Raw genomic sequence first — 14,458 nt, 5'->3', positions numbered from 1 at the left:
CGTCGGGCTCCCCCTCCTTTCGTTCTTCCTCCGCATCAGGAGAGGCATGTCATGCCCACCAACAACACTCCGCGTTCACTCCGTACAGGCCGTCGACGGACCGTTCTGGCCTCCGCCGCCCTCGTCGTGGCGGCGGCGACCGCGGTTTTCGCCCTCACCCTGGACAGCACGAGCAGTGGGGGCGGCACGCGGTCCGAGCAGCCTCCGGCCGTCGTGAGCGAGCCCAGCCGGATGCCGCCGGTCGAGGACGGCCTGCTGGCCCTGGCGCGTCGTGAGCCGTCGGACGCCCTGGCGATCGGCCGGGCCGACGCTCCGGTCGTGATGATCGAGTACTCCGACTTCCAGTGTCCGTTCTGCGGGAAGTTCGCCCGGGAGACCAAGCCCGAACTGCTGCGCTCGTACGTCGACAAGGGCGTTCTGCGGATCGAGTGGCGCAACTTTCCCGTCTTCGGCGAGGAGTCGGAGCGGGCCGCCCTGGCGGGCTGGGCGGCCGGGCGGCAGCAGAAGTTCTGGGAGTTCCACGACGTGGTGTACGGCAAGCCGCGTGCGCGGAACGCCGACGAGTTCAGCCAGGACCGGCTCGTCGGCATGGCCCGGGAGGCAGGCGTCGCCGACATCGGCCGGTTCCGGGCGGACATGGCGTCCGCCGAAGCCCGTGAGGCCGTGCGGCGCGATCGGGAGGAGGGCTACTCGCTGGGGGTCGCCAGCACGCCGGCGTTCCTGGTGAACGGCCGGCCGGTTCTGGGCGCGCAGCCCACGGACACCTTCGAGGAGGCCGTCGACGCGGCGGCGGAAGCGGCCGGGCGATGAGCGAGGTGGGGCTGCTGGTGGCGTTCGGCGGCGGACTGCTCGCTCTGCTCAGTCCGTGCAGCGCCCTGCTGTTGCCCGCGTTCTTCGCCTACTCCTTCAGCAACCGCACCAGGCTGGTGGCGCGCACGGCGCTGTTCTACGCGGGACTGTGCACCACGCTGGTGCCGCTGGGGGTCGCCGGGGCTTTCGCCAGCCGCCTGTTCTACGGGCACCGCGACGTGCTGGTCACCGTCGGCGGCTGGACCGTCATCGTGCTGGGAGCCGCCCAGATCCTCGGTCTGGGGTTCGGCTCACGCCGGCTCCAGCAGGCCGCCGGGAAGCGCCGCTCGGGATCGGCGGTGTCCGTCGTGGTGCTGGGCGCGGTGTACGGGCTGGCCGGGTTCTGCGCCGGGCCGATCCTCGGCGGGATCCTCACGGTCGCCGCCGTGAACGGGGACCCCGCACACGGCGGACTGCTGCTCGCCGTCTACGCGCTCGGGATGGCCCTGCCGATGTTCGTGCTGGCCTGCCTGTGGGACCGCTTCGACCTCGGCAGGAAGCGGTGGCTGCGCGGGAGGACGCTGACCGTGGGGCGTCTGTCACTGCACAGCACGTCTCTGGTCGGCGGCACGCTGTTCATCGTCCTGGGGGCCGCGTTCCTCGCGTTCGACGGGACGTCGGCGCTGCCGTCGCTGTTGAGCGTGGACAGCGAGTTCGCCCTGGAGGAGTGGTTGTCGGGTGTCGGCGGCGCGGTCTCCGACCGTGTCGTGCTGCTCGTCCTCGCGGGGATCGGCGCTCTGGCAGCTCTGGTCGTCCTGCTGCGGCCGGACCGCGCACGTGCGCAGGACGGAACCGGTGAGACTGCCCCCGGTCCGGTGGCGGGCGACTGACGCTCTCTCCGTTCGCCTGGGCGGTCGCGCAGACGGTGGCCCCGGGGCGCTCCCCGGGGCCACCGTCGTTGCGGACGCGGTGACGGTGCCGTGGTGCGGCGGTCGCGCGGGGCGGCGAGGGTGGCCGCTGCCTGCGGGTCCGGAAGAATCCCGGAGGCCGCTCCGGTCCGGCGCGGCGCTCCCGCCGGTCCCGTGCGACGGGTGGCGGCGTGCGTGACGTGATCATGTGCTGGTCGCCCCCGGCCGGTGCGAAGTGGCCGGGGACGGAACGGCGGCGGCGCCGGTTGCAGTACGACTTGCAGTACGACGCGCGGGAAGCCGGCCGTGACCGGGAAGCACTGAACCGACACGGGCATCCCCCACCAGCAAGGAGCACCACCGTGAACCGTCTGCAGGACAAGGTGGCCGTCATCACCGGAGCCGGAAGCGGCATCGGCCGCGCCGCCGCCGAACTCATGAGCAGGGAGGGCGCCCGCGTCGTCGTCGCCGACCACGACACGCAGGCGGCCCGGGAGACCTCCGACCTCATCACCGCCGCGGGCGGCCAGGCCCTGCCCCTCGGGGTGAACGTCCTCGAAGAGGACTCCATCGCCGACATGATCACCGCCACCGTCGACGCGTACGGCGCCCTGCACGTCCTGTGCAACCACGTCGGCGGCACCGACCCCCGCACCGACCTCGACCTGCTCCGCATGAACATGGCCGAGTTCGACCGGGCGGTCGACCTCAACGTGCGCAGCACCCTCCTGGGCTCCCGGTACGCCGTTCCCCACATGATCCGCGCCGGCGGCGGCTCGATCATCAACACCGCGTCCGTCGCCGCACTCGTCGGTGACGTCCTCCAGACCTCCTACGGCGCCGTCAAGGCCGCCGTGGTCAGCATCACCAAGTCCGTCGCCACCCAGTACGGACCCCGGAACATCCGCTGCAACGCCATCGCGCCCGGCGCCGTGATGACCCCCGCCCTGGAGGACAACCTCCCCCAGGAGGTCGTCGACAGCCTGAGGAGCGGCAACGCCCTCCCCTACCTCGGCTCCCCCGAGGACATCGGCCACACCATGGTCTTCCTCGCCTCCGACGAGTCCCGCTACCTCACCGGCCAGCTCCTGGTGGTCGACGGAGGCATGACCATGCAGTCCTGCGCCGCGCCCGGACGCCGCGCCATGCTTCCCTAGCCCGTCCGCCTCGCGTCGCACGGACCCGGTCGCGGCCGGGGCGGCACGCCGGGCCGTGAGGGCCACGGGGGCCCGAGGACCGCCCGGACCGCCCGGAGCCCCGCCCGTGGCCTTCGGGCGCGGGGCGGGAGCAGGGCCGCCGGCATGCCGTCGGCTTCGTCCGTGTTTACGGTGGTCGGGAGAAGGCCGTCCGCACCGCGTGAGAGGAGCCGCCGTGCCGGGCACCGAGAGTCCTCTGCGGGGAAGGACCGCCGTCGTGACCGGAGCGGCACGCGGTCTGGGAGCGGCGATCGCACGGGAACTGTCCGCACGGGGAGCGAGGGTGGCGCTGCTCGGGCGGGAGGAACGGACGCTGAGGCGGGTCCAGCGCTCCCTGCCGGGCGTCTGCGAGTGCTGGGAGGCCGACGTCACGGACGACCGGGGCCTGGCCCGGGCCGGCGAGGGCGTCCGCGCGCGGCTCGGCCCTCCCTCCGTCGTGGTCGCCAACGCGGGCATCGCCGAGGGCGGCCCGTTCGCCGAGTCCGATCCCGCGGTGTGGCGCCGGGTGGTCGAGGTGAACCTCATCGGCAGTGCCGCCACGGCCCGGACGTTCATCGGGGACCTGCTGGACACCTCCGGCTACTTCCTCCAGGTCGCGTCGCTCGCTTCCCTCGGTGCGGCGCCGATGATGAGCGCGTACTGCGCCTCCAAGGCGGGGGTCGAGTCCTTCGCCCACGCGCTGCGGGCCGAGGTGGCCCACCGGCGCGTGGGCGTGGGCATCGCCTACATCAACTGGACCGACACCGACATGGTCCGCGACGTGGACGAGTACGCGGTGCTGCGCGAGCTCCGCGGCCACATGCCGCCGCCGGCGCGCAGGGTGTACTCCGTCGAGCACGTGGCGGGCCGCCTGGTCACCGCGATCGAACGGCGCCGCCCGTCGGTGTACGTGCCCGGCTGGCTCCGGTCGGCCCAACTCGTCCGCGCCGCGATGCCCTCGGTGGTGACGATGCTGTCGCGACGCGAACTGCCGCGGCTGGCCGCCGTCGAGCCGTTCGAGGCCACGGGGGTCCTGGGCGCGGACGGCCGGACCGGTCGGACGGCCTCCAGGTCCCGGCCCGGCCGGGACCTGCCGGACGGGGACGCGCGGTAGCCGGCCGGTGCTGTCGAGCGCGGCGGACGCGTCCGGCCGGCCCGGGTGCCGGAGCCCGTCGGTGCCGGGCGCCTTCCGGTGACGGGGCCGCGTCCCCGGGCCGGCAGCGGGTGCGCGGGCGGTGCGGACACCGCCCGATACCTTCGGCGGGAGATGTCGCGGGGCGGGCCCGGCGCACCGGGTGGGCGGGAGGCCGAGCACGCGCTTCCCCGGCAGGCTCCTCGACCACCCCCGGGCGGGCGACGTCGAGACGGTCCGGGGCGACGGCACGGACGCGGCCTCCACCGCCCGGTACGTGCTCGGCCCGCCGGGCCGGCCGCCGCCCTGCGACGAGGCGGTCGACCGATCCACCCGGCTCACGAGTCTAGGGACGCACCGTGCTTTGCACGTAATGTGAGGAAGCATGGGGGAACTGCGTGCGGACTGGAGACTCAGGCTGCGGCGCGAGGACGCGAACGGCCCCGTCTGTGGCGCCGGTGTGCTCGTCGACCAGTACACGGCGCTGACCTGCGCGCACGTGGTGCGCCACCCGGACGCCGTCATGTGGCTGGAGTTCGCCGAGAACAGCGCGCTCGAACCGGTCGCGGCACGCGTCATGCCCGGCGGCTGGCTGCCGGAGTGCGCGAGCGGCGAGGACGTCGCCGTGCTGCGTCTGGACAGTCCCCGCCCGCAGGCGCGCCGCGCCCCGCTGGAGCCCAGGCTGTGGGGCGGGATGGAGGTCTACGCGACCGGTTACGCGGAGGGCTTCGACGACGGCATGAGCCTGTGGGGGCGCATCGGCGGCGCCAGCGGTGAGCGGGTGCAGCTCGACGCCGTCACCAGGGCGGAGGTGGTGCGCGCCGGCTTCAGCGGCGCCGCCGTGTGCACCCGGCCCCAGGAAGGCCGCCCCACCCGTGTGGTCGGCCTCGTCGTCAGCTGGCGCGGCGACCTCGGCAGACTGCTGCCCGAGGACAACCGGCTCTCCTTCTCCTATCTGATCCCCCTCGACCGCATCGCCGAATTATCGCCGCTCATCAAGGAGTTGATCAGCCCGCACGCCTGGGACCACGGCTTCGAGGAGCGGTTGACCCGGTGGTTCGACGACCCGGACGAGGACCCGGTGAAGATCACCGTGGTGCCTCCGGGCAGCGGCAGGGACCGCTCGCTGCGCCATCTGACGCACCGCGCCCACGTCGTCCACCGCGGCGGCGCCAGCAGGCCGGACCTCATCGACCACGCCTTGGACCAGGTCACCTTCCCGGCCGGCGAGTACCTGGCGTACTGGGACTGGCTGCGCGGCGCCAAGCCCCCGCCCGCACGGGCGGCCGACCGCGCGCCCGTCCGGCCGGTCACGGTCCTCGTCGACGGTCTCGACGAGGAGCCCCGGCCCGGTCCCCTGATCGACGTCCTGGCCCGGCTGCGGTTGTTCGGCTTCCGGCTGCTGCTCGTCTTCCGCCACGAGGGCGGCCCCGGCTGGACCGCGTCCCGCGACCGGCTCCTGCGGCCCGCGCTCCTGCGCCACGCGGACATGTTGCTCGACCGCCTGCGGCGCGCGGAGTTCAGCCGGGCGATCCGCCGCGACGTCGTGGACAGCGCCTCCCTCGGCTCCGTGACCGAGACGGCCGACCGGCACCGGGCCACGCTCCGCCTGATCGAGGACGTGCGGGACCCGCAGCAGCAACTCACCCGGCTGCGCGCGCTGATCAGGACCCTGCGCGCCGACCTGAGCCGCCATGGGGACCGGTGATGCGGTGCTCCGCCCGGCCCGGGCCGGGGAGGAGGACCACGAGAGGATGACGACCTGCCCGCACCGGTGCTTCACCGGAGCCCCCTGCGGCGGCACCGTGCTGCCCACCGGCCACTGCGCCGTGTGCGGCCGCGCGGAGAACGACCCCGGGCTGCCCGCCCTGCCCGAGGACCCGCGGGAACTCGGCCCCCGCGAACTCCTCGCCCTCCCCGAGCGGGAGCCCCGCCCCGCCGAGGAACGCCTCGTCCGCCCCGAGGCACCGCTGCTCATCCGCATGGGCTGCTCGTCCGCCGACTGCGGCATCACCTTCGCCCCGCCCTACACCGAGGGCCCGGTGCCGGTCACGGGGTTCTGCCCGGCCTGCGGCGCGCGCTACTCCTACCGGCCCGAACTCACCGAGGGCGACACGCTGCGCGACCAGTACAAGATCATGGGGCCCATCGCGCACGGCGGCCAGGGCTGGGTCTACCTCGCCGAGGACACCCATCTCGGAGACGTCGTCGCCGTCAAGGGGCTGCTCAACCGGTACGAGCACGACGGCGCCCGGCTCGCCGACGTCGAACGCCGCAACCTCGTCGCCATCCGCCACCCCCGCATCGTGCAGATCCGCGACTTCGTCGCCCGGAGCGACGACACCGGTCAGATCACCGGCGGCTACATCGTCATGGACGACGTCGGTGACGGCACCCTCGCGAAAGTCGTCGAGGAGGTCCGGCGCGGTGAATCCGTCCTCGACATCGAGCATGTCGCGGCGTACGGCTGTCAGATCCTCGAAGCCTTCGACCACCTGCACGCCGACGGCGAACGGGTCTTCGTGTACGGGGACATGAAGCCCTCCAACGTCGTGCACCACAGGGACGGCATCAAGGTCATCGATCTCGGCGGCATGCGCGAACAGGGCCAGACCCAGCCGCCCGCCCACGTCACCCCCGACTACATGGCGCCCGAGACCGGGACGTCGGCCGTGCCCACCGTCGCCCACGACCTGCACACCGTCGGCGTCACCCTGCGGGAACTCGCCCGCTGGGCCGTCACCGAGGTGCCCGGCCTCGGCACCGCCTCCTTCGAGCGGGTCGTCGACCGTGCCGTCCGGACCGACCCGGGCCGGCGCTTCGCCGACGCCCGTGAGATGGTCGGCCAACTGCGCGGCGCCCTGCGGGAGATCCGTGCGCTGCGCGGCAAGAGCGACCCGCCCGAGCCCTCCGACTACTTCCGGCCGTCCACCCAGTTGCTCGGCGCCCGGCTCGGCACGGTGCCCGGCATCGAGCACTGGCTGGACCGCCCCCGCCGCGACCGGTACGAGCCCCCCGTGGCACCGGCCCTCGACCTCGGCGCCCCCACGCCCACCGAGATCGCCGCCTGTCTGCCGGTGCCGAGGCCGTATCCGGGCGATCCGCAGACGGCGCGGTTCGAGGTGAGCAGCGGCTACGACCCGGGCCAGCTCCTCGAGCAGGAGGGCGTGAGGCCGCGCTCGGTGGAGATCTGCCTGCACAACGTGCGCGTCCTGCTGGGCCGGAACACCCGGGAGGACCTGGAGCGGGCCCAGGAGGAACTCGACACGGCCGACTCCGTCCCCGGGCCGCCCGCCGTGCGCCGGTGGCGGCTGGAGTGGCACCGCGCCCTGCTCGCGCTGCGCAGCGCCGGCCTCGACGACGACCCGCGGCAGGTCGCCGAGGCCAGGAGCCACTTCACGCAGGTCCACCTCGAACTGCCCGGCGAGTACGCGCCCAAACTGGCCCTCGCCTACTGCACGGAGCGGCTCGGCGACGACCCGGCCGAGCCCACGGCCGAGGAACTGTACGAGGCGGTGTTCGCCCGCAACCCCGCGCACGGCGGCGCCGCCCTCGGCCTGGCCAGGCTCGCGCTCCGGGCGGGCGACCGCCGGGCGGCCATCGACGTGCTCGGCCGGGTCCGGCAGGGCACTTTGGACCACACCGTCGCCCGGATCGCCTCCTTGCGCATCCGCGCGGCGCGGCTGCCCGGAGACGGTGATCCGCTGCCCGCGCCCGCCGAGGTCGACGCGGCGCTGGCCGAACTGCGCGGCCTCGTGGGCCGAAGACCGGGCGCCGGGGAGCCGAGCCTGTCCGAGGACGAGGCGCTGCGCCTGAGCACCGAACTCCACGAGTGGAAACTGGACGCGGTGCACGGCCTCAGCGACCGGCCCGGCTCCCCGGGAAGGGGCGCCGGACGGCTCGACGCCCGCGGTCTGCGGCGTCTGAGCACGCCGGAGCGCGAGTTGCGCAGACAGATGGAGTCGCTCTACCGGCGGCTGGCGGCACGCCACCAGGAGCCGGCCGCCGCCCACGAACACCTGGTGGACCTCATGCACGCGGTACGGCCCCAGACCGTGTTCTGACCGCACGGCACCCCGGACCGACCGCACGGCACCCCGGATCGGCTCCACGGCACGACCGACCGACCGCACCACAGATCGACCCCCGGTACGACCGACCGACCGCACGGCACGACCGACCGGATCGGCACCCGGCACACGGTGTGCCGCGGCGACGAAGGCGAAGGAGCGGTGACGTACGACATGAGCAGCCACACCCGGCCGCCGCAGCCGGGCATCCGACTGCGCGTCGACCTCGGCGGCGATCTGCGCCCGCACCGGAGCGCGAAGATCGAGGCGCATCTGCGGGTCGACGTGGCCGCCGACGGCGCTCCCACCGACCTGCCCGCGGTCCAGCTCGCCGTGATCATCGCGGTGGACGTCGCCGAACACAACCGGGCAGCCGTCCGGCACGCCCTGCCGTCGGCGCTGCGCGCCCTGCCCGACCGCATCTCCTTCGCCGTGCTCGGCAGCGGCCCCGAGCCGGTCCGGTGCTATCCGCGGGGCGACGACGAGTGGGCCGTCGCCGACCGGGAGGAGCGGCGCCGGGCCGCCTTCGTCGCCGGATCGCTCCCGCTGCACCGGGAGGGGCCGCGTCCTGCCGGGTACGCCGCCTGGGTGGCCGGTGCGCGCGCCCTGCTCGCCGGCCGACCGGTGTCCGTACGCCATCTGGTGCTGATCACCGATGGCAGCAGCGCCGCCGGCGACACCCGTCTCGAGGAGGAACTGGACGCCTGCGCGGGACAGTTCACCTGTGATGTGTTCGCCGTGGGCGCGGACTGGGCTCCCGATCCGCTGCTGACCCTCGCCGAACGGCTGCACGGCACGGCCGAGTTCGTGGACGACGGTCTCGGCCATGCGATCACTGCCGCCATCCACCGGCTGCGCCGGGTGCACACGCCCCACCTTCCGATCGAAGTGACCGTGCGGCCCTCCGTACGCCAGGTCTCGCTCAGCGAGAAGGCGCCCCGGCCGCACCGCCTCGGCGGGCTGCTCCAGCCCGGCCGGCCGCACCGCTGGAGCTTCCCGACCTACCAGTGGGAGCAGGGCGGACGCGACTACCTGCTCACCCTGGTCGCCGACTCCGACGCCGATCCGCTGGAGACCGAGCTGCAGTTCGCCATGGTCTCCATCGGCGACGTCCACGCGCCCGTCACCGCGCGCTGGCACCTGCCCGGGCAGTCCCCGCCCCACGACCCGGCGGGCGCCGACAGCGTGCGGGGCCTCAACGCCACCGCCCGGATGCGGAGCGCTCTGCGCCAGGGGCTCGTCGCCCTCCAGGAACACCAGCGGGACACCGCCGAGGACCGCCTGGGGCAGGCCGCCCGGCTGGCGGCGCGGTTCGGCACGGACTGGGTGCTGGACGAGATCCGCACGGTCGCCGACATCGAGGACGCGGCCGCGGGGCGGGTCCGGCTGCGCGCCGTCGACGCCGGTACCCTCGGCCCGCTGATCCTGCGCGCCGGGTCCCGTCCCGGCGGCCCCCTGGCCGACGCCGTCGGCGCGCGGCCGGGCCCGCGCTGCGGCGACTGCGGCACCCCGGCCGGGAGCGAGGCCCGTTACTGCATCGCGTGCGGGGAGAGGCTGCTGTGACGACCGAACGCGCCGCCTTCTGGCGCCGGCTCTCCCCCGCCGCTTTCTGGCGCCGGCGTCTGCGCCCCTGGCGGACCCGCCGGCTGCTGGAGGTGCACCTGCTGGTCCTGTTCCTGCTCACGGCCGTGGCGTCGACCGCCCTGTTCCTCTCCTGCCGTCAGGCCCAGCACGGCGCCGAAGCCCTCGCGTCCCGCGAGGCACCGGCCGTGCAGGGGCTCGCCGCCACCCGGCTCGCGGCCCTGCGGGCCAACCAGGAGGCCCACGCCCTGGTGGAGATGGACCTCATCGGCGTCGCGGGCTCGGGCGAGACCTACCGGTCCCAGCTCTCGGCCGCCGACCAGGGCCTGTCCCGGATCGCCGACCGCACGGACCAGGACCTCGGCACGGTCAAGGGACTGCTCGCCACCTACAGCGACTCGCTCAGCCTCGGCACGTCCCGCTACCGCGACCAGCCCCTGATGCAGGAGCAGAAGCTCGTGGAAGCGGACTCGCTGCTCACCCGCGAGGGGGTGGGGCTCGCGCCCCGCCTGAAGGCACTGCAGCAGGTCCAGATGAAGCACGCCGAAGCCACGGTCACCATGGGGCGGTGGCAGCGCGGCGGGTGGTGGCTCGCCGAACTCTCCCTGGTCCTGGTGGCGTTGACCCTGCTCTCGGCGCTGTTCGTGCTGCGCGACCGCTGCGGCCGCGACTGGAACCCGTACCTGCTCGCGGCCTTCGTCCTCACCGTGCTGCTCGCGGTGGTCCCGCTGATGGCGACGTCCTCCACCCAGGACGACCTCGACGGGGTGATCGGGGATCTGTGGCAGATCACCGAGACGTCCTGGCAGAGCGGCCCGGAACCGGCCGAGGCGCAGCAGTCCGTCACGGAGGTGTCGGAGGGCGTCCGGCAGAAGATGGCCGACGGCGCCTGGACCGACCGGGTGTACCGGGGCGCTCTCGTCGGCAGCCTGCTGGCCATCGTCCTGCCCGCGCTGGGGCTCGGTCTCCGGCTCGACAACGACTACTGGAGGCGGCGGTGACCCGACGGTTCAAGATGCTGGTCCTCGTCGTGGTCATGCTGCTGATCACCGCCGGCGGCATGGTGGTGGTCTGGGCCCAGCACGACGAGGAGGAACCGGTGACCATCCTCGGGACGTGGACGGCCAAGCAGGCGGAGCAGTTCGAAACCGTGCTGCGGGACTTCGGCATCCCCTTCCGCTACCAGGGCACCGCGGCCCAACGGGAGGTGCTGCTCTCCCAGGTGCAGTCGGGGGAGCCCCCGGACATCGTGATCATGCCGGGTCTCGGCGAACTCGCCGAGTACGCCGACCAGAACCTCCTCAAACCGCTGGACGGCCTCTACGACCCGCGGGAGTACGGCGCACCCTGGAAGTCGACCGGCTCGCCCTCCGAACACGTCTACTGGGTCCCGGTCAAGGCGGACCTGAAGAGCATCGTCTGGTACCGCAAGGGGCACCGGCCGGACGACGCACCGGCCCCGATGAGGAGTTGGTGCATCGGCATGGGCGATGACGGCGCCTCCGGCTGGCCCGGCACCGACTGGATCGAGGACCTCGTGCTGCAACGGGCGGGCCCGAAGGTCTACGAGAAGTGGGCGCTGGACACGGGCGAGGTGGAGTGGTGGCGCAGCGCTCCGGTAGTCACCGCCTGGGAGGCGTGGGCCGATCTGCTCGGACAGGACGAGAAGGCGGCCGAGAACGCCCTGCTCACCGACCACCGCGGCGCCCCGGACGGCAACGGGCTGCTGTTCGACGACCGGGGCGGGTGCACCCTGGAGCACCAGGGCTCCTTCGCGCTCTCCTTCTACCGGGACGACGCGGAGCACGCCGGCCTGACGGACTCCGCTCCGCTGCTGCCCGGAGGCGGCGACCGGGCCCGGGCCCACGAGGTGACCGGCGACTTCGCGGCGCTGTTCAGCGACCGCCCCCAGGCCCGTGCGCTGATCCGGCGGCTGGCCTCCGAGGAGGGCCAGCAGAAGTGGGCCGAGCGGGCGAACGTCTTCTCGGCGAACCGCCGGGTGGGACCACCGGGCGACGCGGTCGAACGCGAGATCGCCCGGCGGCTCGGGAAAGGGCCCCGCTGCCTGGACGCCTCGGACGTCATGGCGCCCGCCGTGCGGGACGCCTTCTACGAGGCCGTCCTGCTGACCATCGCGAGGACCGCCGACGGTCAGGACCCCGACATCCCGGGCCTCCTGCGGGATGTGCAGAGGGTGCAGGACGCGCAGTCCGCGCAAGGCGTCGACAGCAGAGCGGCGCCGAAGCGGGTGTGCAGTACGCGGTGAGCGGGGGGAGAGCACTCCCGCACGCCGGACGGCCGGCCGGAACCGGTCGGGCCGCCGGACGGCCTGCGGCCGGCGGCCTCCCCCGACGGTTCGGGTCCGGGGAGGCCGGGTGAGCCGCGTCAGTCGACTTCGAGGGGGAGGGCCGGGTCGGCGGCCCACTCGGTGAGGGAGCCGTCGTAGACGGCGACGTCGGGGCGGCCGAGGGCGGCCAGCTGGAAGGCCAGAGCGGTGGCGGCGATGCCGCTGCCGCAGTACGTGATGACCTTCTTGGACTCGTCCAGGGCTCCGGCCTCCTCGAAGAGCCCGCGGACCTCGTCCGGACCGCGGAGACGGCCGTCGGAGTCGGCGAGGTCGGGGAAGGGGACGTTCGTGCTGGAGGGGATGCGGCCCGGCCGGGCGTAGGTCTGGCGGGTGCCCGCGAAGGTCGGCCGGTCGAGGGAGTTCACCAGCCGGGTGCCGGGGTCCTCGATCGCGGCGAGGACCGCGTCCTTGTCGGCGTGGAGCTCGGGACGGCGCCGGGCGGTGAACACGGCGGGCTCGTTGGACTCCACGCCGCTCCTGACCTCGTGACCCGCCCGGATCCAGGCGGGGAGACCGCCGTTCAGCACGGACACGTCGTCGAAGCCCTCGTACCGCAGGTTCCACCACAGCCGGGTGGCCCAGATGTTCGGGCCCTGGTCGTAGACGACCACGTGGGTGCCGGGGCCGACGCCGAGAGCGCCGAGCCGGGCGGCGAACGTCTCGCTGTCGAGCGCGGTGAACGTGGTGGCCGCGTCGGGGTCGGCGAGGTCGTTCAGCAGGTCGGCGAAGACGGCACCGGGTATGTGGGCCTTCTCGTACGCCTGGCGGCCCGACTCGACGTCGTAGTAGCCGTCGCCCTCGGGCTGGGTGAGGAAAGTGGTCGCGTCGAGGATCCGGATCGCGGGGTCCCCGAGGCGCTCGTGCAGCCAGGCCGGGTCCACCAGCAGGGGGTGAGACATGCGGGTTTCCTTTTCTTGCATTCGTTCTTACGGACCCCGACGAAACGCCGAGGTGTCCTGCAAACGTACCTGTTTGAGAAACATGTCTCAGTAGGTGGACACCTGGGTAGTTCGGGGGCCCCGGACGCGGCATGCGGCCGTGCGGGCGGGCCGGCCGGAGCCGCTCCGCGTCGGGAGCGCGGCGGACCTCTTCCCCGGGGCACGGCACCCCGTTCGAACTCCGGTACGACCTCTCCCGGTTCCGCGTCGGCGGCTCGGCCCGCACGCGGCGTGCAACCTTTTGGGGCGGTGAGCGGTCTCCTCAGCGATCTTCCTGATCGCATGCATGAGGAGACCATCATTTCCGCCATACGCAAGACCCTCACCGCCACCGCCGTCGCCACCGCGGTCCTGGCCGGTTCCGCTGCCTGCGGAACGGTGGAGAACCTGTCCGCCGGACAGAAGCTCGACCGGGCCTTCGACAAGCTCGGCAAGGAGCGTTCGCTCTCCTTCGAGCTGGACCTGGACGCCGACGCCGCGACGCTGAAGGCGATGGACGCCGAGGCGGAGCCCGGCGAGGAGATGCCCGACGAAATCGCCGAACTGTTCAGCGACGCGCGGATCTCCTTCTCCGTGCAGTCCAAGAAGCCGCTCGAGAAGTCCGAGGAGAAGGACCTCAGCGCCGTGGCGGTGAAGCTCAGCGGCCCGGACGGGGCCCTGTTCGAGTACCGGATGGTCGGCGACTACACCTACCTCCGCGTCGACGTGGACGCGTTCCCGCAGATGATGGGCGCCCCGATGCCGCCCGTCGACGAACTTCCCGACAGCGCCGGGGCGTTCAAGAAGCTCCTCGAGGGCGAGTGGATCAAGATCGCGACGAAGGAGCTGGAGGAGGTCGGCGAGGGCATGGCGGGGGCCGAGGACCCCGAGGGCGGGGCGCCCTCGGCGGAACCCACGCTCGACGCCAGGACGCAGAAGAAGATCGTCAAGGCACTGCGCCGGGTCATCGCCCAGGAGGTCGACTTCAAGACCTCCGGCGGGTCGGACGGCACCGAGCACATCAAGGCCACGGCCCCCTTCCGCACGCTGATGACCGAGCTGTTCGAGGAGCTCCGCCCGCTGGCGAAGGAACTGCCGCCGGGGGCCGAGCTGCCGACGGCCAAGGACTTCAAGGACGCGCCGAACAAGAAGGTCACGGCCGACTTCACGCTGAAGAACGGCGAGCTGACCGAAGTCTCCGTGGACCTGGCCAAGTTGGCGGAGAACGCGAAGGTCAAGAAGTTCGCGCTGGTGTTGCGCATGGGGAAGGGCGAGAAGGCCGCGGCCCCGGCGGGAGCCACCGAGGTGCGGATCGACGAGCTCATGGAGGGCTTCTTCGGCGGCATCCCGGAGGAGGCGTTCGGGGAAGAGGGCTTCGAAGAAGAGGGCTTCGAGGAGGGCTTCGGAGAAGAGGAGTTCCCGGAGGACGCACAGGGCTGACACCCGTCGTGGGTGACGCGCGGGGCGGCGCACACGAAGGCCGGGTGGCCGCCCGCCCCGTCCGCGCACCCGCCCGCCGTGCCACCGTCGGCGGCCCCG

11 protein-coding genes are annotated in these 14,458 nt (G+C 73.3%); 10 read left to right on the top strand and 1 reads right to left on the bottom strand.

Translation table 11 applies throughout. From position 1 onward, the window contains the following. Window positions 1-51 precede the first annotated feature (51 nt). The 9 genes from CP969_RS28845 to CP969_RS28800 all read left to right on the top strand — a co-directional run bounded on the left by CP969_RS28845 (window position 52) and on the right by CP969_RS28800 (window position 11,921). Window positions 52-810, top strand: coding sequence for a DsbA family protein (locus CP969_RS28845; protein ID WP_026084801.1), 759 nt, complete (start codon window positions 52-54; stop codon window positions 808-810). Further along, window positions 807-1,679: a cytochrome c biogenesis CcdA family protein gene (locus tag CP969_RS28840; RefSeq protein ID WP_016824252.1), complete on the top strand. Its 873-nt coding sequence runs from the start codon at window positions 807-809 to the stop codon at window positions 1,677-1,679. Before CP969_RS28845 ends, CP969_RS28840 begins: the two co-directional genes overlap by 4 nt. 380 nt (window positions 1,680-2,059) lie before the next feature. Beyond that, window positions 2,060-2,854, top strand: coding sequence for an SDR family NAD(P)-dependent oxidoreductase (locus tag CP969_RS28835; protein WP_016824253.1), 795 nt, complete (start codon window positions 2,060-2,062; stop codon window positions 2,852-2,854). Window positions 2,855-3,068: 214 nt separating this feature from the next. After that, complete coding sequence (locus CP969_RS28830; RefSeq protein WP_016824254.1) at window positions 3,069-3,986, top strand: SDR family oxidoreductase; 918 nt, start codon at window positions 3,069-3,071, stop codon at window positions 3,984-3,986. 403 nt (window positions 3,987-4,389) lie between these two features. Next, entirely contained in the window at window positions 4,390-5,712 is a 1,323-nt protein-coding gene (locus CP969_RS28820; protein WP_016824255.1) for a S1 family peptidase, read from the top strand. Between the two features lie 46 nt (window positions 5,713-5,758). Next, the gene (locus CP969_RS28815; RefSeq protein ID WP_026084802.1) at window positions 5,759-8,068 is read left to right on the top strand and encodes a tetratricopeptide repeat protein; all 2,310 of its coding nucleotides are present in this window, start codon (window positions 5,759-5,761) and stop codon (window positions 8,066-8,068) included. A gap of 180 nt (window positions 8,069-8,248) precedes the next feature. Beyond that, a complete protein-coding gene (locus tag CP969_RS28810; RefSeq protein ID WP_039831427.1) occupies window positions 8,249-9,637 on the top strand; it encodes a vWA domain-containing protein in 1,389 nt (462 codons plus the stop codon). After that, window positions 9,634-10,656, top strand: a complete 1,023-nt coding sequence (locus CP969_RS28805) for a hypothetical protein (RefSeq protein ID WP_016824257.1) — start codon at window positions 9,634-9,636, stop codon at window positions 10,654-10,656. The genes CP969_RS28810 and CP969_RS28805 overlap by 4 nt, the downstream gene beginning before the upstream one ends. Then, complete coding sequence (locus CP969_RS28800) at window positions 10,653-11,921, top strand: ABC transporter substrate-binding protein (RefSeq protein ID WP_016824258.1); 1,269 nt, start codon at window positions 10,653-10,655, stop codon at window positions 11,919-11,921. The genes CP969_RS28805 and CP969_RS28800 overlap by 4 nt, the downstream gene beginning before the upstream one ends. A gap of 119 nt (window positions 11,922-12,040) precedes the next feature. Here the strand turns inward: CP969_RS28800 and CP969_RS28795 are convergent, their stop codons facing one another. After that, complete coding sequence (locus tag CP969_RS28795; protein ID WP_016824259.1) at window positions 12,041-12,901, bottom strand: sulfurtransferase; 861 nt, start codon at window positions 12,899-12,901, stop codon at window positions 12,041-12,043. A 321-nt stretch (window positions 12,902-13,222) separates the two neighbouring features. Here CP969_RS28795 and CP969_RS28790 point away from each other — a divergent pair, with 321 nt between their 5' ends. Continuing rightward, the gene (locus CP969_RS28790) at window positions 13,223-14,359 is read left to right on the top strand and encodes a hypothetical protein (RefSeq protein ID WP_016824260.1); all 1,137 of its coding nucleotides are present in this window, start codon (window positions 13,223-13,225) and stop codon (window positions 14,357-14,359) included. Window positions 14,360-14,458 lie beyond the last annotated feature (99 nt).

The sequence above is a fragment of the Streptomyces viridosporus T7A genome (assembly GCF_008704515.1).
Lineage (GTDB): Bacteria > Actinomycetota > Actinomycetes > Streptomycetales > Streptomycetaceae > Streptomyces > Streptomyces viridosporus.
Note: the sequence above shows the minus strand (reverse complement) of the source record. Positions and strands in the feature narration are given on the sequence as shown.